This is a genomic window from Allobosea sp. CCNWLY174, from assembly GCF_037120455.1.
GTDB lineage: Bacteria > Pseudomonadota > Alphaproteobacteria > Rhizobiales > Beijerinckiaceae > Allobosea > Allobosea lupini.
Genome location: NZ_JBBBBQ010000004.1, coordinates 388,824 through 409,476, shown reverse-complemented (window position 1 = coordinate 409,476; position 20,653 = coordinate 388,824). Strand labels below are relative to the sequence as shown.

20 protein-coding genes are annotated in these 20,653 nt (G+C 66.5%); 9 read left to right on the top strand and 11 right to left on the bottom strand.

The genetic code is table 11. From position 1 onward, the window contains the following. Positions 1-86: 86 nt before the first annotated feature. The 6 genes from V7S63_RS15585 to V7S63_RS15560 form a co-directional block, all read right to left on the bottom strand. Positions 87-1,520, bottom strand: a complete 1,434-nt coding sequence (locus tag V7S63_RS15585) for an aldehyde dehydrogenase family protein (RefSeq protein ID WP_336530875.1) — start codon at positions 1,518-1,520, stop codon at positions 87-89. A 38-nt stretch (positions 1,521-1,558) separates the two neighbouring features. After that, positions 1,559-2,254 (bottom strand): ABC transporter ATP-binding protein, encoded by a 696-nt coding sequence (locus V7S63_RS15580; protein ID WP_336530874.1) that lies wholly within the window; start codon positions 2,252-2,254, stop codon positions 1,559-1,561. A gap of 1 nt (position 2,255) precedes the next feature. Beyond that, positions 2,256-3,005 (bottom strand): ABC transporter ATP-binding protein, encoded by a 750-nt coding sequence (locus V7S63_RS15575; protein ID WP_336530873.1) that lies wholly within the window; start codon positions 3,003-3,005, stop codon positions 2,256-2,258. Further along, positions 3,002-3,952 (bottom strand): branched-chain amino acid ABC transporter permease, encoded by a 951-nt coding sequence (locus V7S63_RS15570; RefSeq protein ID WP_100965434.1) that lies wholly within the window; start codon positions 3,950-3,952, stop codon positions 3,002-3,004. The genes V7S63_RS15575 and V7S63_RS15570 overlap by 4 nt, the downstream gene beginning before the upstream one ends. Beyond that, a complete protein-coding gene (locus V7S63_RS15565) occupies positions 3,952-4,857 on the bottom strand; it encodes a branched-chain amino acid ABC transporter permease (RefSeq protein ID WP_336530872.1) in 906 nt (301 codons plus the stop codon). Before V7S63_RS15565 ends, V7S63_RS15570 begins: the two co-directional genes overlap by 1 nt. Positions 4,858-5,019: 162 nt before the next feature. After that, positions 5,020-6,315 (bottom strand): ABC transporter substrate-binding protein, encoded by a 1,296-nt coding sequence (locus V7S63_RS15560; RefSeq protein ID WP_100965433.1) that lies wholly within the window; start codon positions 6,313-6,315, stop codon positions 5,020-5,022. Positions 6,316-6,540: 225 nt separating this feature from the next. On the opposite strand from V7S63_RS15560, the gene V7S63_RS15555 reads away from it, so the two are divergent. The 4 genes from V7S63_RS15555 to V7S63_RS15540 all read left to right on the top strand — a co-directional run bounded on the left by V7S63_RS15555 (position 6,541) and on the right by V7S63_RS15540 (position 11,801). Next, entirely contained in the window at positions 6,541-7,683 is a 1,143-nt protein-coding gene (locus V7S63_RS15555) for a CaiB/BaiF CoA transferase family protein (protein WP_336530871.1), read from the top strand. A gap of 7 nt (positions 7,684-7,690) precedes the next feature. Continuing rightward, positions 7,691-8,848, top strand: a complete 1,158-nt coding sequence (locus V7S63_RS15550) for an acyl-CoA dehydrogenase family protein (RefSeq protein ID WP_336530870.1) — start codon at positions 7,691-7,693, stop codon at positions 8,846-8,848. A gap of 5 nt (positions 8,849-8,853) precedes the next feature. Continuing rightward, on the top strand, positions 8,854-9,687 hold the full coding sequence (locus V7S63_RS15545; protein ID WP_336530869.1) for an HTD2 family dehydratase: 834 nt from the start codon (positions 8,854-8,856) through the stop codon (positions 9,685-9,687). A gap of 155 nt (positions 9,688-9,842) precedes the next feature. After that, a complete protein-coding gene (locus V7S63_RS15540; RefSeq protein WP_442896472.1) occupies positions 9,843-11,801 on the top strand; it encodes a bifunctional 2',3'-cyclic-nucleotide 2'-phosphodiesterase/3'-nucleotidase in 1,959 nt (652 codons plus the stop codon). A gap of 4 nt (positions 11,802-11,805) precedes the next feature. On the opposite strand, the gene V7S63_RS15535 is transcribed toward V7S63_RS15540, so the two are convergent. Continuing rightward, positions 11,806-12,078 carry a hypothetical protein gene (locus V7S63_RS15535; RefSeq protein ID WP_336530867.1) on the bottom strand — a complete coding sequence of 91 codons (273 nt, stop codon included), beginning with the start codon at positions 12,076-12,078 and terminating at the stop codon, positions 11,806-11,808. A gap of 175 nt (positions 12,079-12,253) precedes the next feature. Between V7S63_RS15535 and V7S63_RS15530 the strand changes: the two genes are divergently transcribed. Beyond that, a complete protein-coding gene (locus tag V7S63_RS15530) occupies positions 12,254-13,978 on the top strand; it encodes an ABC transporter ATP-binding protein (protein WP_336530866.1) in 1,725 nt (574 codons plus the stop codon). A gap of 179 nt (positions 13,979-14,157) precedes the next feature. On the opposite strand, the gene leuB is transcribed toward V7S63_RS15530, so the two are convergent. Continuing rightward, a complete protein-coding gene (gene leuB, locus V7S63_RS15525) occupies positions 14,158-15,267 on the bottom strand; it encodes a 3-isopropylmalate dehydrogenase (protein WP_091831445.1) in 1,110 nt (369 codons plus the stop codon). 80 nt (positions 15,268-15,347) lie between these two features. Then, positions 15,348-16,529, bottom strand: coding sequence for a lytic murein transglycosylase (locus V7S63_RS15520; RefSeq protein ID WP_336530865.1), 1,182 nt, complete (start codon positions 16,527-16,529; stop codon positions 15,348-15,350). 144 nt (positions 16,530-16,673) lie between these two features. On the opposite strand from V7S63_RS15520, the gene V7S63_RS15515 reads away from it, so the two are divergent. From V7S63_RS15515 to V7S63_RS15500, 4 genes are read left to right on the top strand one after another with little or no spacing between them, the layout of a single operon-like run. Beyond that, positions 16,674-16,934, top strand: coding sequence for a SemiSWEET family sugar transporter (locus tag V7S63_RS15515; RefSeq protein ID WP_091831449.1), 261 nt, complete (start codon positions 16,674-16,676; stop codon positions 16,932-16,934). A 41-nt stretch (positions 16,935-16,975) separates the two neighbouring features. Next, entirely contained in the window at positions 16,976-17,332 is a 357-nt protein-coding gene (locus tag V7S63_RS15510) for a DMT family protein (RefSeq protein WP_091831451.1), read from the top strand. Positions 17,333-17,335: 3 nt separating this feature from the next. Continuing rightward, complete coding sequence (locus V7S63_RS15505; RefSeq protein WP_336530864.1) at positions 17,336-18,097, top strand: class I SAM-dependent methyltransferase; 762 nt, start codon at positions 17,336-17,338, stop codon at positions 18,095-18,097. Between the two features lie 32 nt (positions 18,098-18,129). Further along, positions 18,130-18,432: a hypothetical protein gene (locus V7S63_RS15500; protein WP_336530863.1), complete on the top strand. Its 303-nt coding sequence runs from the start codon at positions 18,130-18,132 to the stop codon at positions 18,430-18,432. A 3-nt stretch (positions 18,433-18,435) separates the two neighbouring features. Here the strand turns inward: V7S63_RS15500 and V7S63_RS15495 are convergent, their stop codons facing one another. Both V7S63_RS15495 and V7S63_RS15490 read right to left on the bottom strand, forming a co-directional pair. After that, positions 18,436-19,554, bottom strand: a complete 1,119-nt coding sequence (locus V7S63_RS15495; protein WP_442896471.1) for a PQQ-dependent sugar dehydrogenase — start codon at positions 19,552-19,554, stop codon at positions 18,436-18,438. A gap of 94 nt (positions 19,555-19,648) precedes the next feature. Then, a complete protein-coding gene (locus V7S63_RS15490) occupies positions 19,649-20,635 on the bottom strand; it encodes a phosphatase PAP2 family protein (protein ID WP_336530861.1) in 987 nt (328 codons plus the stop codon). Between the last annotated feature and the right edge of the window lie 18 nt (positions 20,636-20,653).

Genomic DNA, 20,653 nt, shown 5'->3' with positions numbered 1-20,653 from the left:
CGCAGCGGGGCGCAAGACCTGTTCTCGTACGATCCCAAGCTACTCCTTACGGGCGAACAACCTGGCCGCGATTCACCTGTTCCGCTTCACCCGTGCTTGTGCACGATCGTCTTCGCGACGGCGAACTCCTCCAGCGCCATGAAGCCTTTCTCGCGGCCATGGCCGCTCTTGCCGGTGCCGCCGAAGGGCAGTTCGATGCCGCCGCCCGCACCATAGCCGTTGATGAAGACCTGCCCGGCGCGGACGCGCTTGGCGACACGCTGCTGGCGTCCGCCATTATTGGTCCAGACGCCGGCGACGAGGCCATAGGGGGTCGAGTTGGCAAGCTTCACCGCGTCCTCCTCGTCGTCGAAGGAGAAGGCGGCGAGCACGGGACCGAAGACCTCCTCCTGCTCCAGCCGGTTGCCGCGCGGCACCTGGCCGAACAGGGTCGGCGTCACATAGAAGCCGCCATTGGGCACGCCCTGCGCGATCGCGCCCTCGGCGAGGACCGGAATGCCCTGCTCGCGGGCCTGATCCACGAAGCTCTGCACCCGGCCACGCTGCTTGGCGTTGATCACCGGGCCGCAATCGAGATCCATCTCGGGCGTGCCGGCGCGCAGCTTGGAGAACTGCCTGGCGACGGCGCCGACGAAATCGTCATAGATGGTCTTCTGGACCAGCACGCGGCTGCCGGCCGAGCAGGTCTGCCCGGTGTTCTGGACGATCGCCTTGCAGACGATCGGCACGGCGGCGTCGAAATCGGCGTCGTCGAAGACGATCTGGGGCGACTTGCCGCCGAGTTCGAGCGTGCAGGTGATGAAGTTGTCGGCGCAGGCCTTCTGGATGATCTGGCCGACTTGCGGCGAGCCGGTGAAGGAGATGAAGCCGACGCCGGGATTGCGACAGAGCGCCTCGCCCGCCTCATGGCCGCGGCCGGTGACGATGTTGATGGCGCCATCGGGGAAGCCGACCTCGGTGGCGAGCTCGGCGAGGCGCAGCGCCGTCTGGCAGGCATCCTCGGCCGGCTTGAGCACCACCGCATTGCCCATTGCGAGCGAGGCGGTCAGCGAGCGGCCGAACATCTGCGCGGGATAGTTCCAGGGCAGGATGTGGCCGGTGACGCCATAGGGCTCGTGCACGACATTGACGCTGTAGCCGTTGAGGAACGGGATGACGTGGCCGTGCACCTTGTCGGCGGCGCCGCCATAGAACTCGAAATAACGGGCGGTCGCGTCGATGTCGGCCCGCGCCTGCGCCATCGGCTTGCCGGTGTCCTGCGCCTCGATCTTCGCCAATTCGTCGAAATGGTCCTGGACCTTGAGGGCGAGCCTGGAGATCAGCCGGCCGCGCTCGGCCGCGGTCAACCTGCCCCAGGAGCCTTCATAGGCGGCGCGGGCAGCGCGCACCGCATCATCGATGTCCTCGGCCGTGCCGCAGGCAATGCGGGTGAATTCCTCGCCGGTCGCCGGAGCGAGCACCGCCATGGTCTCGCCGGTGCGGCCGGCGACATGCCGGCCGTTGATGAAGTGCTGGGTCATGATGGTCTCCGTATACGGCGATGCCGTCTCGTCTTGTCTCATTGCAGCCCGGCTGCGGCGAGCGAGCTTTCGGCCAATTGGGTTTCGCTGACCTCGCCGCGCTCGATCGCATAGGCCTTGGCCGCGAAGTTGCGCAGCAGACTGGGGTTGGATTCGGTGATCAGCAAGGCGATGTCGGGATGGCTGTCGCGCAGAGCGCGCAGGGCGGCGGCATAGCGGTTGGCCAGAACCGGGGCGAGGCCCTGGAAGGGCTCGTCCAGCAGGATGACGCGGCTGCCGATCATCAGCGCCCGGGCAAGAGCCGCCATCTTGCCCTGCCCGCCGGATAGCCCCGCCGCCGGGCGCTGACGCAGATCGGCGAGCTCGGGCAGCACAGCATAGATGCGCTCCAACCTTCTTTCGATCTCGGCCTCGCCGAGCTTCATCACCTCGGCCGGCAGGCGGATGTTCTCCTCGATGGTGAAGGTCGAGAACAGCCGGCGATCCTCCGGCGCATAGCCGATGCCGAGGCGCGGCCGCTCATGCGCCTTCACCGTATCGAGCGGCTTGCCGTCGAAGCTGATCGCGCCGCCGGTCACCGTCATGAAGCCCATGATGGCGCGCAGCAGGCTGGTTTTGCCGGCGCCGTTGCGGCCGATCAGCGCGACGGTCGCACCCTCCTCCAGCGACAGCGAGGCCCGGCGCAGCACCTGCACGCCTTCGATCTCGGCCGAGAGCTCCCTGATCTCCAGCATCTCAGACCCCCACCCCGATCACGGTCTCACGCACCTCCGGATGGCTGAGGATCTCGTCCGGCGTGCCCTGATGGGCGATGCGCCCGCCGGTCCAGACCGCGACGCGATTGGCGTAGCGGGCGACCACATCCATGTCGTGCTCGACGAAGACCGCGGTGGTGGCGCGGGCGTCGAGCACGCGGGTCAGCGTGTCCATCACCTGGAACTTCTCGGTCGAGGACACCCCGCTGGTCGGCTCGTCCATGAAGATCAGCTTCGGTTCGAGCGCGAGCGCGACGGCGATGTCGATCAGCTTGCGCATGCCTTCGGGCAGTTCGCGGACAATGCGGTTGCCGGTCGCCTTCAGGCCGACCAGATCGAGCAGCGCCCACATCTCCTCGGCTTTGGGGTGGCGCTGCATGGCGAGGAAGGGCGACCAGGAGCCCTCGCGCGCCGAGAGCGCCAGCAGCAGGTTCTCGATCACGGTGTTGTCGAGGAACAGCTGCGGAATCTGGAAGGAGCGGCCGATGCCGAGACGGGTGATCGCCTGCGGCGAGAGGCGCGTCACATCCTGCCCATTGAAGACGACGCGGCCGGATTGCGGCTTGAGATAGCCGGTACAGAGATTGATGAAGGTGGTCTTGCCGGCGCCGTTCGGGCCGATGATGGCGATGCGCTCATTCGCCGCGACCTTGAGCGAGGCGCCGTTCGCGGCCTGCACGCCGCCGAAGCGCAGGTGGAGGTCGTCCGCCTCGAGGATGACGCCGCTCATCGCCCGCCCTCCTCGCGCTGCGGCCTGCTCTTGCCGGCGACGATGCCGTAGAGGCCCGCCGGGGCGAAGAAGATGATGACCAGCAGCATGACGCCGAGGACGGCATGCCAGGTCTCGGGCGCATAGACCGCCGCATAGCCGCGGATGATCTGGAACATCAGCGCGCCAAGGAAGGGCCCGGCGACGCCGCCGATGCCGCCCAGGATCGCGATGAAGACGAATTCCCCGGAACGCACCCAATAGGCCAGCTCCGGCGTCACATGGCCGGAGACGAGCGCGATGATCGCGCCGCCCAGCCCCGCCAGCAGGCCGGAGAGCAGATAGGCGCCGTAGAGCACCTTGCGCGGGGAGACGCCGAGATATTCGAGCCGCGTCTCGTTCGACTTGATCGCCTCCAGCGCCTTGCCGCCGGGCGAAAGCAGGTAACGCGCGACGAAGAGCGCCGCGAGGATGCAGAGCACGAGCGTGACATAGAAGGTCGCGAGCTCGAACTGCTCGCGGCCGAATTCGATGCCGGCGAAGGTCGGCCGCGGCACGCGCTTGCCGTCGGCGCCGCCGGTGATCGAGAACAGCTTCTCCAGCAGCGAGAAGAACACCATGGAGATGGCGAGGTTGAGCATGCCGAAGAAGATCGCTCGGTAGCGCACGATGAAGAGGCCGACGATGGCGGCGAGCAGGCCGGAGGCCGCCATGCCGACCGGGATCAGGATCAGCGCCTCATGGCCGACCTTGGCCGCCGCCAGGAAGGCGACGGCATAGGCGCTGAACGAGAAGAACAGGCCATGGCCGAAGGAGACCTGGCCGGCGCGCAGCAGCACCATGATGCCGAGCGCCGCAAGGCCCTCGCAGAGCGCCACGGTGAGGATCACGGTCGACCAGGGCGAGAACAGCGGGAAGACCGCGAGCGCCGCGATCAGCGCAAGGCCGAAGACGAGCTGGCGCGCCATCACACCTTCCTCGTCTGCACGGTCGAGAACAGGCCCTGCGGACGGACCAGCAGCACGAGCATCATGATGAGATAGGGGATCAGCACGTCGAACTCGGGAGCGAAATAGACCGCGGCCGAGCGCCCGAGCCCGATCAGCAGCGCCGCCACCGCCGCGCCCTCGATGCGGCCGAGCCCAGCCGTCGCGGCCACCGCGAAGGAGAGGACGAGCGTGCCGGCGCCGATGCCGGGGGTCAGCGAGGTCGTGGCCGAGGCGAGCGCGCCGCCGAGCGCCGCCAGCGATGCCCCGATGATGAAGGTGATCAGGTAGACCCGCGTCGCGTCGATGCCCATGGCGGTCGCGGCTTCGCGATCCTGCGTCACCGCGACGATGGCGCGGCCGAAGCTGGTGCGGCGCAGGAAGAAGCGCAGGCCGAGCAGCACCGCGAGCGCCACCAGCGGCATCAGGACGAGCTGGTAGGTGGTGTAGAAGATGCCGAAGACCTCGACGGTGCCGAGCCAGTTCATCGGCGCGTTGGCGAAATAGGGCTGGACGCCGAAGACGACCTTCTGCGCGTCCTCCAGGATCATGAAGACGGCGAAGGTGACGATCAGCTGCAGCACCTCCTCCTTGCCGTAGACGCGGCGCAGCAGGGCGATCTCGACAAGGCCGCCGACGAGGATGCCGACCAGCGCGGCCGCGAGCAGCAGCACCGGAAAGGCGAGCCAGGTCGGCAGCCCGGCGGCGCCGAGCGCGAGCACGCCGGCCGCCGCGACATAGGCGCCGATCGCATAGAACGAGCCATGGGCGACATTGACGATGCCGAGCACGCCGAAGATCAGCGACAGCCCGACCGCGACCAGGAAGATCAGCGAGCCATAGGCCAGGCCGTCGAGTGCAGCGAGGAGGAGCATTTCAGGAGGCATGCGGTCCGTTCTTGAGATTTTTTGGACGGTTGCTTTCAGCACGTGTCGTCCCGGGCGACCGGAGGGAGACCCGGGACCCATGCCTGAACCGTTCCGGCATGGGTCCCGGATCAGCGCCGCTGACGCGGCTTGTCCGGGACGACCAGTGCGAGGAAAGCGACGTCACTTCGCGTAGTCGAAGGTCTCGATCGACTTGTCGGTGACGAGGTCCGGCTTCACCTTGGCGAACCAGTCGAGCGACTTCTCGCCGAGCGGCGTGGTCACCAGCTTGCCGGGATAGAGCGCCATCTTGTCGTAGACCGCGAAGGGATAGTCGGGCACGCGCTTGGTCGTGCCGAGCAGTTGGTCCTCGAGCCCCTGATGGTCCTGCCGGATGGTGACCGTGCCCGTCAGCGACTTGAATTCCAGTCCCTCGAAGGCGGCGATGACCTCTTCCTTGCTCGGCCATTTACCGCCGGCGCCGGCCTTCTCATAGGCCTTGGTCAACCCGGTCAGGGCCTGCTGCATGTGGAAGGTCGGGTAGATCGGATAGACGCCGGTCTTGTCCTTGTACGCCTTGACGAAGGACTGCATCTCCGGCGTGTCCTTGTGCTTGGGATGGCGCCAGTAATGGTCGCCGCGAGAGCCGACGATCACGCCCTCCGGCAGGACGGCGCCGAGCCGCTCCAGCGAGCTTTCGGCCAGCGGCAGCACGAAGGTCGACTGCTTCAGCAGGCCGCGCGCCGCCGCCTGCTGGACGAAAGTGTCGAGATCGCCACCCCAGGAGGTCGAGATCACGACGTCGGGCCGCAGCGCCGAGAGGCGGGTGATCTCGGTGGAGAAATCAGGCGCGCCGAACTTGGGGAAGAGCTCGGCGACGACCTTCACATCGGGCTTCAGAGCCTTGAGGCCGGCCTGCAGGAGCGCCCAGGATTCACGGCCCCAGGCATAGTCCTGGTTGACCACCGCGACGCTCTTGAAGTCGGGTTTGACCTTCATCAGGTAGAGCAAGGTCGCCATCATCTCGGCGCCGGCATGGGCTTGCGTGCGGACGGAATACTTCCACTTGCCGTCCTCGAAGATGGTCTGCGTGCCGCAATCCCACATCACATTGACGACCTTGAGGTCCTCGGCGACGGGTGCGAGCGCATTGCAGGAGCCGGACGAGATCGCGCCCAGCATCACCTGCGCGCCCTGCTCCTGCACGACGCGGCGATATTCGGAGAGCAGCTGGTTGGTGCCGGCGCCCTCATCGACATAGACGGGCTTCAGGGGCACGCCGAGCACGCCGCCCTTGGCGTTGATCTCCGCGATCAGGAGGTCGGCGGCATTGCGGCCGGGCACGCCGAAGACCGAGGCCGGCCCCGACAGGAAGGTCGCGATGCCGACCACCAGTTCCTTCGGCTTGTCCTGTGCCAGAGCCGAGCCTGCGAACAGCGTGCCGGCCAGCGCGGCCAGCGCCAGTTTCATCGTCTTCATGAGCATCCTCCCAGAACCTCGCATGACATCGGGCGCTCTTGAGCGGCGCCTCGTCCGGCGAAAAAGGGCGCATAGAGCCAGCACTCGGACAAGAAGGATAAAGCGATGAAGGCCATAGGGTTTTTCTATGGAGCCGGGCGCTATGGCCGCCATCGCGAAACGCTATTTGACTTCATCGGGCCGACGACGATCTCTCGCGCGGAACGGAAGGCGCGCGACGGTCTGATGACGAATGCTCTCGATGGAATCCTGGTGGTGGCGCTGGAGCAGGCGGTGGCCGCTCCGCTGGCGAGCTGCCGGCTCGCCGATGCCGGGGCCCGCGTCATCAAGCTGGAGCGTGAGGAAGGCGATTTCTCGCGGGGCTATGACGACTATGCCGGAGGCCTGTCCTCCTATTTCGTCTGGATCAACCGTGGCAAGGAATCCTGCCGGGTCGACCTCAAGGATCCGAATGACCTCGCTCTGGTCGAAGCGATGCTGGCGGAGGCCGACGTCTTCATCCAGAACTTCGCGCCCGGCGCGACCGACCGGCTCGGGATCGGCAGCGAGGCGCTGCGCCAGCGCCATCCCAGGCTGATCACCTGCGACATCTCCGGCTATGCGCCCGGTACGCCGCACTACACCAAGAAGGCCTATGACCTCTTGATCCAGGCGGAAGCCGGCCTTGCCGCCGTGACCGGCAGCCCCGACTCCGGCCCGACGCGGATCGGCATCTCGATCGCCGACATCGCCACCGGCAATGCCGCCTATGCCGCGATCCTCGAAGCGCTGATCCGGCGCGGTCGCACCGGCGAAGGGTCGCGCATCCAGCTCTCGCTGTTCGACACCATCGCCGATTTGATGAACGTGCCCTATCTCACCCGGCGCTATGGCGGGATCGAACCGCCGCGGCTCGGTCTAGCCCACCCCTCGATCGCGCCCTATGGCGTGTTCCGCCTCGCCGATGCCGAGGTGCTGATCTCGATCCAGAGCGAGCGCGAATGGCAGATCCTGGCCCGCGACGTGCTCGGCAATGACGGCCTGCTCGACGACCCACGCTTTGCCAGCAATGTGCTGCGCGTGCGCAACCGCCCTGCCCTCGATGCCGCGATCCAGGCGACGCTCGCCACCCGAACCTATGCCGAGACGGCAGCAGGGCTCGATGCCGCCCGCATCGCTTATGGCACGGTCTCGACAATGGCCGACCTGATCGACCATCCGGCCGCGACCGCCCTGCCCGTCCCGACCCCGAACGGCCCGATCGAGGTGCTGGCGCCACCGGTGCTGGTCGACGGCGAGCGCGCCCTGATGCGGGCGCCACCTAGCCTCGGCGAACATGATGAAGCGTTACGCCGCGAGTTCATGGCGAAAGCGGCGCGATCGGCCTGAGATGAGCATGACCACAGCCAACGATCACACCGACATCCGCGAGGCGGTGGCAAGGCTCTGCGCCGACTTCCCCGGCGAGTACTGGCGCAAGCTCGACCGCGAGATGGCCTATCCCAGCGAGTTCGTGACGGCACTGACGCACAGCGGCTTCCTCTCTGCGCTGATCCCGGAGGAGTATGGCGGGGCAGGACTTACGCTCTCGGCCGCGGCGGCGATCATGGAGGAGATCCAGCGCCAGGGCTGCAATGGCGGCGCCTGCCATGCCCAGATGTATGTGATGGGCACAGTGCTGCGCCATGGCAGCGCCGAGCAGAAGCAGCGCTATCTGCCAGCAATCGCCTCGGGCGAATTGCGCCTGCAGGCCTTCGGCGTCACCGAGCCAACCAGCGGCACCGACACCACCGCTTTGCGCACCACCGCCCGCCGCGAAGGCGACCACTACGTCGTCAATGGCCAGAAGATCTGGACCAGCCGGGCTGCGCAATCGGACCTGATGCTGCTGCTCGCCCGGACCACGCCGCGCGATCAGGTGCAAAAGCGTACTGACGGGCTCTCGGTCTTCATCCTCGACATGCGCGAAGCCTCGAGGGATGGCCTCACGATCCGGCCGATCCGCACGATGATGAACCACGCCACCACCGAGGTCTTCTTCGACAATGTGAAGGTGCCGGCGGCCAACCTCGTCGGCGAGGAAGGCAAGGGCTTCCGCTATATCCTCTCCGGGATGAACGCCGAGCGCATCCTGATCGCGGCCGAATGCGTCGGCGACGCCAAATGGTTCATCGACAAGGCTTCCAATTACGCGAAGGAGCGCCAGGTCTTCGGCCGGCCGATCGGCCAGAACCAGGGCATCCAGTTCCCGATCGCCAGGGCCTACGCCAATATGCGCGCGGCTGAACTGATGGTGCGCGAGGCGATCCGCCTCTACGAGGCCGGGGCCAATCCGGGCGCCGAGGCCAACATGGCCAAGATGCTGGCGGCGGACGCCTCCTTCGAAGCGGCGAACGCCTGCATCCAGACGCATGGCGGCTTCGGCTTTGCCGAGGAATACGACATCGAGCGCAAGTTCAGGGAGACGCGGCTCTACCAGGTCGCGCCGATCTCGACCAACCTGATCCTGTCCTATCTCGCCGAGCACGTCCTCGGCATGCCGAGAAGCTACTGAGCGCAATGGATATCGATCATCTGAAATCCTGGATCGGCCGCTCGGAAGAGGCGTCCGACCTGATCACGCCGCGGCTCGTCGCCAGCTATGAGGCGACATTCTCCCCTCACCTGGCGCCATACCCGCAGGGCGAAGCGCCGCTCGCCCTGCACTGGTGCCTGGCCCCGCCGATCTCGCCGATGGCCGCGCTCGGTGATGACGGCCACGCTGCCAAGGGCAAGTTCCTGCCGCCGGTGCCGCTGCCGCGGCGGATGTGGGCGGGCGGGCGGATCGAAACGCTCGCTCCCTTGCGCACAGGCGACGAGGTCACCCGCCGCTCGATCATCGGTGACGTCACGTACAAGGCAGGTCGCGCCGGCCCGCTCTGCTTCGTCGCGGTCAACCATGAACTCGTCACGGCGCGCGGCGTCGCGCTGCGCGAGCGCCATGATATCGTCTATCGCGAGGCGGCCAAGCCCGGAGCCCAGCCGGCGCCGGCTCCAGCCGAGCCCCGCCCGGCCGATCTGACCTGGACGGTCGAGGCAGACCCGGTGCTGCTGTTCCGCTATTCGGCGCTCACCTTCAACGGCCACCGCATCCATTACGACCAGCCTTATGTCACCGGCGTCGAAGGCTATGCCGGCCTCGTCGTGCACGGGCCGATCCAGGCGACGCTGATCATGAACATCATCGCGACGCTCTCCGGCGGCGAGCCGATCCGGCTCGACTATCGCGGGCTCGCGCCGCTGATCGCCGGCGAGGCGTTCCAGGTGAAGGCGAAACGGCTCCCGGACGGCGCCATCGCCGCCTGGACCGAGGGCGCCGACGGGCGAGTGCGGATGGAGGGCGTGAGCCGGTAACACGCGCGTCATTGCGAGGAGCGCAGCGGCGAAGCAATCCAAGGGCGGCACAACGTCCCCAGGATTGCTTCCCACCGCGCGCAATGACGAAAGTCCCCGTGTCACGGTCCTGCCATGGTGCTAGCGTCTGTCGCAGCACCTCGCTTCAGGAGCCGATGATGGACCGCGCCCGCAGTTTCAGCCGCCGTGACACGCTCAAGGCCGGGGCCGCCATCGCCGCGGCCGGCGCGCTGGCCAGCCCGGTCGCGGCGCAGGCCCCGGCCAAGCTCAAGCTCCGGCTGCTGGAGACCAGCGACCTGCACGTCAACGTCGTGCCTTACGACTACTTCCGCGACGCGCCCGACGACACGGTCGGCCTCGCCAAGACGGCGAACCTGATCAAGGCGGCGCAGGCGGAAGCCAGGAACAGCCTGCTCTTCGACAATGGCGACTTCCTGCAGGGCTCCTCGCTCGGCGACTTTGTCGCCTACAAGAAGGGGCTGAAAGCCGGCGAGACCCATCCGATGATCGCCGCGATGAACGCCCTGCCCTATCAGTGCGGCACGCTCGGCAATCACGAGTTCAATTACGGCCTCGATTTCCTCGAGCACGGCCTCGCCCGTGCCGAGTTCCCGATCGTCTGCGCCAATGTCGACCGGGTCGGCGGCGGCACGCTGATCGAGCCCTGGCGCATCTTCGAGCAGAGCTTCGAGGACGAGGCCGGCACGAAGCATGTCCTCAACATCGCGGTGATCGGCTTCGTGCCGCCGCAGATCATGCAATGGGACAAGGGCAATCTCGACCGCAAGGTCACCGCAATCGACATCGTCGATGCCGCGCAGAAATACCTTCCGGAGATCGCGCTGGCCCATCCCGACCTGACCATCGCGCTCTGCCACTCGGGCATCGCCGGCGGCGAACGCAAGGGCGGCGAGGAGAATGCGGCGCTGCACCTCGCCAAGCTCGACGGCATCGACGTCGTCCTGACCGGCCATCAGCATCTCGTCTTCCCTGGCGGCAAGGCCTTCGACGGCATTCCCGGCGTCGACAACAAGAAGGGCTCGCTGCATGGCAAACCGGCCTGCCAGCCCGGCTTCTGGGGCTCGCATGTCGGCATCGTCGACCTCGAGTTGGAGAAGCGCGACGGGCGCTGGCGCATCGCCGACTTCAAGGTCGACCCCAAGCCGATCTATGAGCGCACGCCCGACCGCAAGATCGTGCCGAAGGCCGAGGTCGAAGCCGCCGTGCTGGCGACGGTGAAGGCCGACCACGAGGCGACGCTGAGCTATATGCGCGAGCCGGTCGGCACCACGAGCGCGCCGATCAACAGCTATTTTGCCCTCGTCGCCGACGATCCTTCCGTACAGATCGTGGCGGAGGCGCAGATCGCCTATGCCAAGCCGCTGATGTTGCAGACGCCGTACAAGGACCTGCCGATCCTGTCGGCCGCAGCGCCCTTCAAATCGGGCGGGCGCGCCGGGCCGGCCTTCTTCACCGATATCCCTGCCGGGCCGATCGCGATCAAGAACGTCGCCGACATCTATCTCTACCCGAACACGGTGCAGGTCGTGAAAGTCAGCGGCGCGCAGATCCGCGAATGGCTGGAGCGCTCGGCCGGCATCTTCAACCAGATCGACATCGCCAGGACCGAGGAGCAGCCGCTGATCAATCCCGGCTTCCCAGCCTTCAATTTCGACGTGATCGACGGCGTCAGCTACCAGATCGACGTGACGCAGGCCTCGCGCTATGACGGCGACGGCAAGCTGGTGGCGCCAGACGCCCATCGCATCGTCGACCTCGCCTATCAGGGCAAGCCGATCGACGAGAAGGCTGAGTTCATCGTCGTCACCAACAATTACCGTGCCTCCGGCGGCGGCAATTTCCCGGGCACCAAGACGACGCTGGTGCTGGAGGCGCCAGACCTCAACCGCGACGTGATCGTGCGCTACATCATCGAGAAGAAGACGATCAATCCGGCGGCCGACAACAACTGGTCGCTGAAGCCGCTGCCGGCGACCGTCAACGTCACCTTCCCGACCTCCCCGGCCGCCGTCAGCAAGAAGCCGGAGACGCTGAAGGCGCAGCCGGTCGGCGATGCCGGCGAAGGCTTCGTGAAATACCGGCTGGGCGGCTAGCCGCTCAGGACCTGTTCTTCGTCGCCCAGCAGGCCGAGCCGCTCTGGACGCTGCGCCAGACGCCGTTCGCCTTGCAGCCGTCGAGCGGCGGCGTGCAGACGCGGGCGATGCAGGCTGAAGGGTTGCTGCCGACCTTGTTGCAGTTCTGCTCGCAGCTCCTGAACATGGCGGAGCAGGAGGTGCTGACCTGCTTGCAGCCCTCCTGAGCCTGCACGGGGCCATTCAGAAGCATGACGAGCGACGCCGCCATGCCTGTCATGATCGCCAATCTATTCATGCGCACCCCCTCCGCGACAGAGCAGCGATCGTGACGCGCACGATGGGCGCGTCAACGAAGCAAGGTCGGTACCTCCGCCGAACCGCCTCGCCCCGTCGCCGCAATGCGACCGGTGCGTGACGCTCCGTTCGTCTCCACCTGACCAGCTTGCCGCCAATATGCTAACAGCCCCGGCATGCTCGCCCGCTTCTTCGCCTATTATCGCCCCCATCGCGGCCTATTCTTGCTCGATTTCGGCTGCGCCGTGATCTCGGGCCTGCTCGAGCTCGGCTTTCCGATCGCGGTGAAGCTGTTCGTCGACCAGCTGCTGCCGAGCGGGAACTGGAGCCTAATCGTGCTGGCCTCGCTCGGCCTGCTCGCGATCTACCTGATCAATGCCGGCCTGATGGTGGTTGTGACCTATTGGGGCCACATGCTCGGCATCAACATCGAGACCGAGATGCGCCGCAAGGCGTTCGACCACCTGCAAAAGCTCTCCTTCGGCTGGTTCGACAACCAGAAGACCGGCCATCTCGTCGGGCGCCTGACCAAGGACCTGGAGGAGATCGGCGAGGTCGCCCATCACGGGCCGGAAGACCTGTTCATCGCGGTGATGACCTTCATCGGCGCCTTCGCGCTGATGCTGATGGTGCACCCGCAGCTCGCGCTGATCACCGCGACGATCGTGCCGCTGATCGCCTGGCTGACCAGCCGCTATGGCCGGCGGATGACGGCGAACTGGCAAAAACTGTTCGGCAGCGTCGGCTCCTTCAACGCCAGGATCGAGGAGAATGTCGGCGGCATCCGCGTCGTCCAGGCTTTCGCCAATGAGGAGCACGAGCGCAGCCTGTTCGCGGTCGACAACCAGCGCTATCGCCGCACCAAGCTCGACGCCTACCGGCTGATGGCGGCCTCGACCTCGCTCTCCTATTTCGGCATGCGCCTGACCCAAATGGCGGTGATGATCGCCGGCGCCTATTACGTGCTGACCGGCGATCTCAGCGCCGGCGGCTTCGTCGGCTTCCTGCTGCTGGTCACGGTGTTCTTCCGGCCGATCGAGAAGATCAACTCGGTGATCGAGACCTATCCGAAGGGGATCGCCGGCTTCCGGCGCTATACCGAGTTCCTGGATACGCGGCCCGACATCGCCGACCTGCCCGGCGCCATCGCAGTCTCCGGCCTCAAGGGCGACATCGCCTATGAGAACGTCAGCTTCGGCTACACGCCCGACCGCAAGATCCTGAACGGTATCGACCTTGCGATCCGCGCCGGCGAGACCATCGCCTTCGTCGGCCCGTCAGGCGCCGGCAAGACCACGATCTGCTCGCTGCTGCCGCGCTTCTACGATGTCGATGGCGGCCAGATCACCATCGACGGCATCGATGTCCGCCAGATGACGCTGGCCTCGCTGCGCGGCCAGATCGGCATCGTCCAGCAGGACGTCTTCCTCTTCGCCGGGACGCTGCGCGAGAACATCGCCTATGGCAAGCTGACGGCGAGCGAGGAGGAGGTCGTCGAGGCCGCCCGGCGCGCGCGGCTGGACGAGATGATCGCGCGCCTGCCCGGCGGGCTCGATACGGTGATCGGCGAGCGCGGCGTCAAGCTCTCGGGCGGGCAGAAGCAGCGCCTCGCCATCGCCCGCATGTTCCTGAAGAACCCGCCGATCCTGATCCTCGACGAGGCGACCTCGGCGCTCGACACCGAGACCGAGCGCGCCATCCAGGCCTCGCTCGCCGAGCTCTCGAAGGGCCGGACGACACTCGTCATCGCGCATCGCCTGGCGACGATCCAGGATGCCGACCGCATCATCGTCATCGACGAGAGCGGAGTCGCCGAGCAGGGCCGGCATCAGGAGCTGGTGCAGCGGCCCGGGATCTACCGGCGCCTGCATGAGGCGCAGTATGGGGGCAGGGCAAGCTGAGGGGCTGAAGAGCCTACCTCGTCATGGTCGGGCTTGCCCCGACCACCCACGTCTTCGCTGATTGAAGGCGGTGTTCAAGACGTGGATGCTCGCCACAAGGGCGAGCATGACGTAGTGGAGCAGCGTGGTGTTCATGGTTTCCGGGCTCGCTGCTCTCCAGCGCCCCGGAATGACGAACCTCAGCCCCGCGCTTCGAGCGCCTTGACGATGGCGTCGCCCATCTCGGTCGTCGAGACCGCGTTGGCGCCGGGCGCGGCGATGTCCTTGGTGCGGGTGCCGGCGCCGAGCACGTCGGCGATCGCGCCTTCGAGCCGGTCCGCCGCCTCGCCGGCGCCGAAGGAATAGCGCAGCGCCATGGCGAAGGAGCCGATCATCGCGATCGGGTTGGCGAGGCCCTTGCCGGCGATGTCGGGCGCCGAGCCATGGACGGGTTCGTACAGCGCCTTGCGCTTGCCGGTCGCCGGATCCTCGGCGCCGAGCGAGGCGGAAGGCAGCATGCCGAGCGAGCCGGTCAGCATCGCCGCGACGTCGGAGAGGATGTCGCCGAAGAGGTTGTCGCAGACGATGACGTCGTACTGCTTGGGCCAGCGCACCAGCTGCATGGCGCAGTTGTCGGCCAGCACATGCTCGAGCTCGACATCCTTGTAGTCGCGGGCGTGCTGGGCGGTGACCGTCTGCTTCCAGAGCACGCCGGTCTTCATGACGTTGTGCTTCTCGGCCGAGGAGACCTTGTTGCGGCGGGTACGGGCCAGCTCGAAGGCGACGGCGCAGATGCGCTCGATCTCGCCGGTGGTGTAGAGCTGGGTGTCGACGCCGCGCTTGGAGCCGTCCTCGAGCGTGACGATCTCCTTCGGCTCGCCGAAATAGACGCCGCCGGTGAGCTCGCGCACGATCAGGATGTCGAGCCCTTCGACGACTTCCGGCTTCAGCGACGAGGCCGAGGCCAGCGCCGGATAGCAGATCGCCGGGCGCAGATTGGCGAACAGGCCGAGATCCTTGCGCAGGCGCAGCAGGCCGGCCTCGGGGCGGTGCTGATAGGGCACATCGGCCCATTTCGGGCCGCCGACCGCGCCGAAGAGCACGGCGTCAGCTTCCTGGGCGAGCTTCATGTCGCCTTCCGAGATCGCCTGCTTGTGGGTGTCATAGGCGATGCCGCCGACGAGGCCGCGCTCGAGCGAGAACGAGCCGAGGCCCTGCTTCTCGAACCAGGAGACGATCTTCTCGACCTGCCCCATCACCTCGGGGCCGATGCCGTCGCCGGGGAGCAGCAGGAGCTTGTGGTTCGCCATCGATTGAGCCTCGCGCAACAGAAATGCGCTGGCTGCTTACGAGGCGCAGCGTTCGTGCGCAAGCACAGGACGGCTGCGCCTCAGACGCGCCCGCCCTTCAGCGCGCGCAAGACCTTCTCGCCGGGGCGACCCGTCTGCGGCATGCCGACCTTGCCCTCGATGTCCTTGATCGCCGCCCGCGTCAGCGCGCCGACCGCGCCATCGGGCTCGCCGACGTTGTAGCCGCGCTGGATCAGCAGGCGCTGCAATTCGCGGCGCTGCTCGCGCGAGAGCGGCAAATCGTCGGTCGGCCATTCGCCCTGCACACCCGGCCGGCCGCGCAAGCGATCGGACAGGAGCGAGATCGCAAGGGCATAGGAATCCGCGCCGTTATAGCTGTAGGCGGCGTCATAGTTCTTGAAGACGAGGAAGGCCGGGCCATTACGGCCGGCCGGCATCAGCAAGCCGGCATTGCCGGAACCGGTCAGCGCCGAGCCGTCGAATTTGACGATGCCTCGCGCCGCCCAGGACGAGACCGGCTGCTTCGGGTTGCGCCCGGTCGGGCCGGAATAGCCACCGGGCACGCGGACCTCGTAGCCCCAGGTCGCGCCGGTGACCCAGCCGGCCTTGTCCATGAAGTTCGCGGTCGAATGCAGCGCGTCGGGAATGGAGTCGACGAGGTCGCGCCGGCCGTCGCCATCGCCGTCGACGGCGAGCCGCAGGTAGGTCGAGGGGATGAACTGGGTGTGACCAAAAGCGCCGGCCCAGGAGCCGAACAACCGCTCGGGGCGGACATCGCCGCGCTGGATGATCTGCAGGGTAGCGATCAATTCGCCCTTGAAGAAGGCATTGCGGCGCGGCGCCAGGCAGGCACCGGTCGAAAGCGCCTGGACCAGCGGCATCTTGCCCCGCGCCTTGCCGAAATCGCTCTCGACGCCCCAGACCGCCGCGATGGTGTGGCGGTCGACGCCGAAGCGCTGTTCGGCGGCGGCAAGCGTCGACGCGTGCTGGCGCATCATCGAGCGCCCTTCCGCGACCTTCTCGTCATCGACCAGCGTGCCGAGATAGTCCCAGATCGGAGTCTTGAACTCCGGCTGGTTGTTCATCGCCTCGATCACTTTCATGTCGGGCGTGACGCCCGCCATGGCGCGATCGAAGGTGGCGCCGGAGACGCCCTTGGCCGCGGCGGCCGAACGCAGGCCGGCGACGCAGGAGTCAAAATCGGCCCGGGCCGCGGTCGCGGCGGCGAGGACGAGAGGCAAGGCCAGGATCAATGTGCGCATAAGTCCACCGAATCGCAGGATTGACGCAAAACTAGGGCGCTGCGGTTAACGGAGGTTAACCATGCGAGGCCTGCCGCGCGCGGAACGCCGAAACCGGCTATGTCTGATCGACCTCGACTCTCGCGCGAATCGCCGCAGGCCCGCATGTCCACCGCCGCCATCGAAGCGCTCGGCTTCTGCGCCGCCCTGCTCACCACTTTCTGCTGGCTGCCGCAGGCCTGGCAGACGATCAAGACGCGCGACACCAGCGGCATCTCGCTGTGGACGCAGGCGCTTTTTGCCACCGGCATCGTGCTCTGGCTGATCTATGGCGTACTGATCGCCTCATGGCCGCTGATCGGCGCCAATACGGTGACGCTCGCGCTGGTGCTGATCATCCTGACGATGAAACTCCGCTACGGCTGAGCCGTTGATCCCGCCGATCCTGCGCAAATCCGGACCCTGCCATGCCAACCCTCAGCGCCGCCCATCTCTTGCCGATCGCCATGCTGATCGGCTCGAACGTCTTCATGACCTTCGCCTGGTACGGCCATCTCTCCTACAAGAGCACGGCGATCTGGCTGGCGATCCTGGCGAGTTGGATGATCGCGCTGCCGGAATACATGCTCGCGGTGCCGGCCAACCGCATCGGCTCCGCCGTCTATTCGGCCGCCGAGCTGAAGACGATGCAGGAGGTGATCACGCTGTGCGTCTTCGCCGGCTTCTCCGTGTTCTGGCTCAAGGAGCAGCTGACCTGGAACCATGCGATCGGCTTTGCGCTGATCGCGGCCGGCGCCTTCTTCATCTTCCACGCCAAGGCCTGAGCGATGGCGCCGATCCCGCACTCCGGCCACCCTGCCGTCGAAGCCTATCTCGCCGAGGGCTATAACAGCGTCGTCGGGATGTCCTCGCGCTTTGCGGCAGCGATCTGCGCGCGGCTGCTGCGGCTGCAGACGGCGGAAGGCATCGGCGGGCCGATCGCCGAAATCGGCGCTTTCGAGGGTCGCTTCTTCATCGCGCTGGCGCATGCGCTGGAGCCTAGTGAGCTTGCCCTCGGCATCGACATCTTCGAATGGCCAAATCCTGAGGTGAAGGATCGCTTCGAGGCGAACTGCCTGAAGCACGGCATCGCGCCCGAGCGCCGTGTCACCGTCAAGGCCGATGCCGGCACGATGTCGCCGGCAGAACTGATCGGCCATGCCCGCGGCGAGAAGCTGCGCTTCATCCATGTCGACGGCGAGCATTCGCGCGCGGCGCTGAGCAAGGATCTGGCGCTCGCCACCGCCTGCCTCGCCGAGGGCGGCCTCATCGTGCTCGACGACATGCTGCATCCCGGCTACCCGACGCTGATGGTCGCGGTGCAGGACTATCTTGCGGCCAATCCCGACATCGTTCCGCTGTGCATCATCGACCGCGAGACCATTGTCGGCGCGACCAAGTTTGTGCTTTGCCAGCGCGACTGGTTCGAGCGCTACCAGGCGGCCATGCTGACGATCTTCAAAGAGCAGGTCTGGCCGCTGGGAGCCGACTTCGAGCCACATTGGTGCCTCGTTCTGTCGCTCGATACGCGGCTCGCCGAGATCATCTGATTCTGCTCGATGTTTCCCTGAGGATGACTGCCTTGCTCAAACCGATGCCGCTCGCCCTTTGCCTTGCCGCCCTGTCCGGCGCCGCCCTTGCCGGACCGACCTGCTCGCCGAGCGACGAGCGCGCCCGCATCCTCGCCTCGGCCTCGACCGGCAATCTCCATCGCGACTGGAAGGGCGGAAACCAGGTCGGCTATGGCTGGTCGCTGCAGGTCGACCGCAGCGTGCGAGACGCCGCCGGGACCGAGTACTATGTCGGCGATCTCTACGACACCAACGGGCATCTTGCGACCCGCAAGGTCTTCGTCGTCGAGCGCGAATGGGATTGCGGGCCGTGACGCTCAGCGTGCCGGCCTGACCCGCAGCACCTTGCCGTTCGAATCGTCGCTGAGCAGGTAGAGGAAGCCGTCCGGCCCTTGCCGGACGTCGCGGATGCGCTCGCCGAGATTGCTCAGCAGGCGTTCCTCGCCGGTGACCTTCTCGCCATCGGTCGAGAGCCGCGACAGCAATTGGCCAGCGAGCGCGCCGACGAAGAGCGAGTTCTTCCAGGCCGGCCAGCGATCGCCGGTGTAGAAGGCGGCGCCGGAAGGCGCGATCGACGGGTCCCAGTAGAACAGCGGCTGTTCCATCCCGGGCTTGGACGTGCCGTCGCCGATCTTCACGCCGGAATAGTCGATGCCATAGGTGATGACCGGCCAGCCATAGTTGAGGCCGGCCTTCGGCGTATTGATCTCGTCGCCGCCGCGTGCGCCATGCTCGGCCGTCCAGAGCTGGCCGGTCTGCGGGTGAAGGGCGGCACCCTGGACATTCCGGTGGCCAATCGACCAGATCTCCGGCTGCCAGCCCGGCTTCTTCGGATTGCCCTCAGCCGCGCCGCCCTCCGGCTTGATGCGCAGGACCTTGCCGATATGGTTCTCCGGGTTCTGCGCCTGGTCGCGCTGGCTGTAGCGGTCGCCGACTGTGACGAAGAGCGCGCCGGTCCGGTCGAAGACCAGCCGTGAGCCGAAATGCATGTTGCTCGCGATCGTCGGCATCTGCCGGAAGATCACGCTGAGGCCCTCAAGCGCAGTGCCGTTGGCGCTCAGCCTGGCGCGAGCGACGCTGGTGCCGTTGCCGTTGGGGCGCGGCTCGGCGAAGGAGAGATAGAGATAGCGGTTCTGGGCGAAGTTCGGATCGAGCACGACATCGAGCAGGCCGCCCTGCCCACGCGCCACGACATTGGGCACGCCGGAGATCGGCGCCGAGAGCTTGCCATCGCTGCCGACCATCCGCAGCCGGCCTGGCCGCTCGGTCACCAGCATGCGCCCGTCGGGAAGGAAGGCGAGGCCCCAGGGGTTCTCCAGCCCGCTCGCAACGGTTTCAACCACGAGCTCTCCGGCGCTCGATGGGTGCCGTTGCTGGGCGAAAGCCCAGCCCGGAAGAAGCGTTGCAGCAAGAACGAGCGCTCGAAAAACCCGCATCATCCGCACCTCTCCTCCGTTTCGCCTGGAAACGAGATAAGGTCCCGGACAGCGCCTCGCCAGCTGTTTTGCGCCTAGCGGCCTGGATTGCTCTTCATGATTTCGCGATAGCAACGGGCGCAGCAAGCGAATTCTGCCGTGCGACGCCGCTCTGCACACGCAGCAGGCGCCGTGCGAGCAGATAGCACAGAACGGCAATGACCAGTCCGGCGGCGACATCGACGAAATAGTGCCCGCCATCGATCGGCGTGGCCGCGATCATGGCCAGATTGAGCGCACCGAAAGGCCAGCGCAGCACGGAATGGGACAACGCGGCCAGCAACATCAGGAGGCCTAGCGCAGCATGATACGACGGAAAGGTGATAATGCCCTCGGCCTTCGACAGGTCGAGCTCGAGCGGCAGCCCAGCCCGCAGGGCATGCATGTCCTTGACATGCACGAAGGCAGCCGAGGGCGACAGATTGGGATAATCGGCGGGGCTCAGGTTGAGATGGACGAACATCGCCATCGCCGGCAGCAAGCCTGAGATCGCTATCGTTACGATGCCGGACAGCATCATGGCCAGAATCATGACGCGTGCCGCGTGTCCCAGGCCCGAGAACGACAGCACGAGCATCAGAACCAGCACTTGCGGGATGAAGCTCTGATAGGCCACGCGAAACAGGACACCCAGCAATGGGCGCTGGTCGACGACCTTGAGATAGGCCAGCCAATCGAGCCCGAGGCCCTGGTCGATCGCGGACAGAGCCGCATCCTGCATCGGCATACCCAAGGTCGCGGCGAGATAGGAAAACAGCGCCCCGACCGTCATAAACGCCGTCATCTGACCACAGAGGTCCAGCGCATCTGCGAGGCGTGCTTCGCCGCGACGGTATCGGTAGTAGCGAGCGGCGAACGCTAGGCCCGCTCCCACCGCGACGGGTCCGGCAAGCGAGAGCGGCACGACCGAGATTTGCGAGAACGCCAGCCAGGCGAGATCGACCAGGAGCAAGCTCCCAGTCAGGATCCAGGCCAGACGGTTGGCCCGATCCGCGATCACCCCATGTCCCGACATCGCACACTCCAGCGGCTTTGCCGCCATCATGCCCTCGGGCCCTTA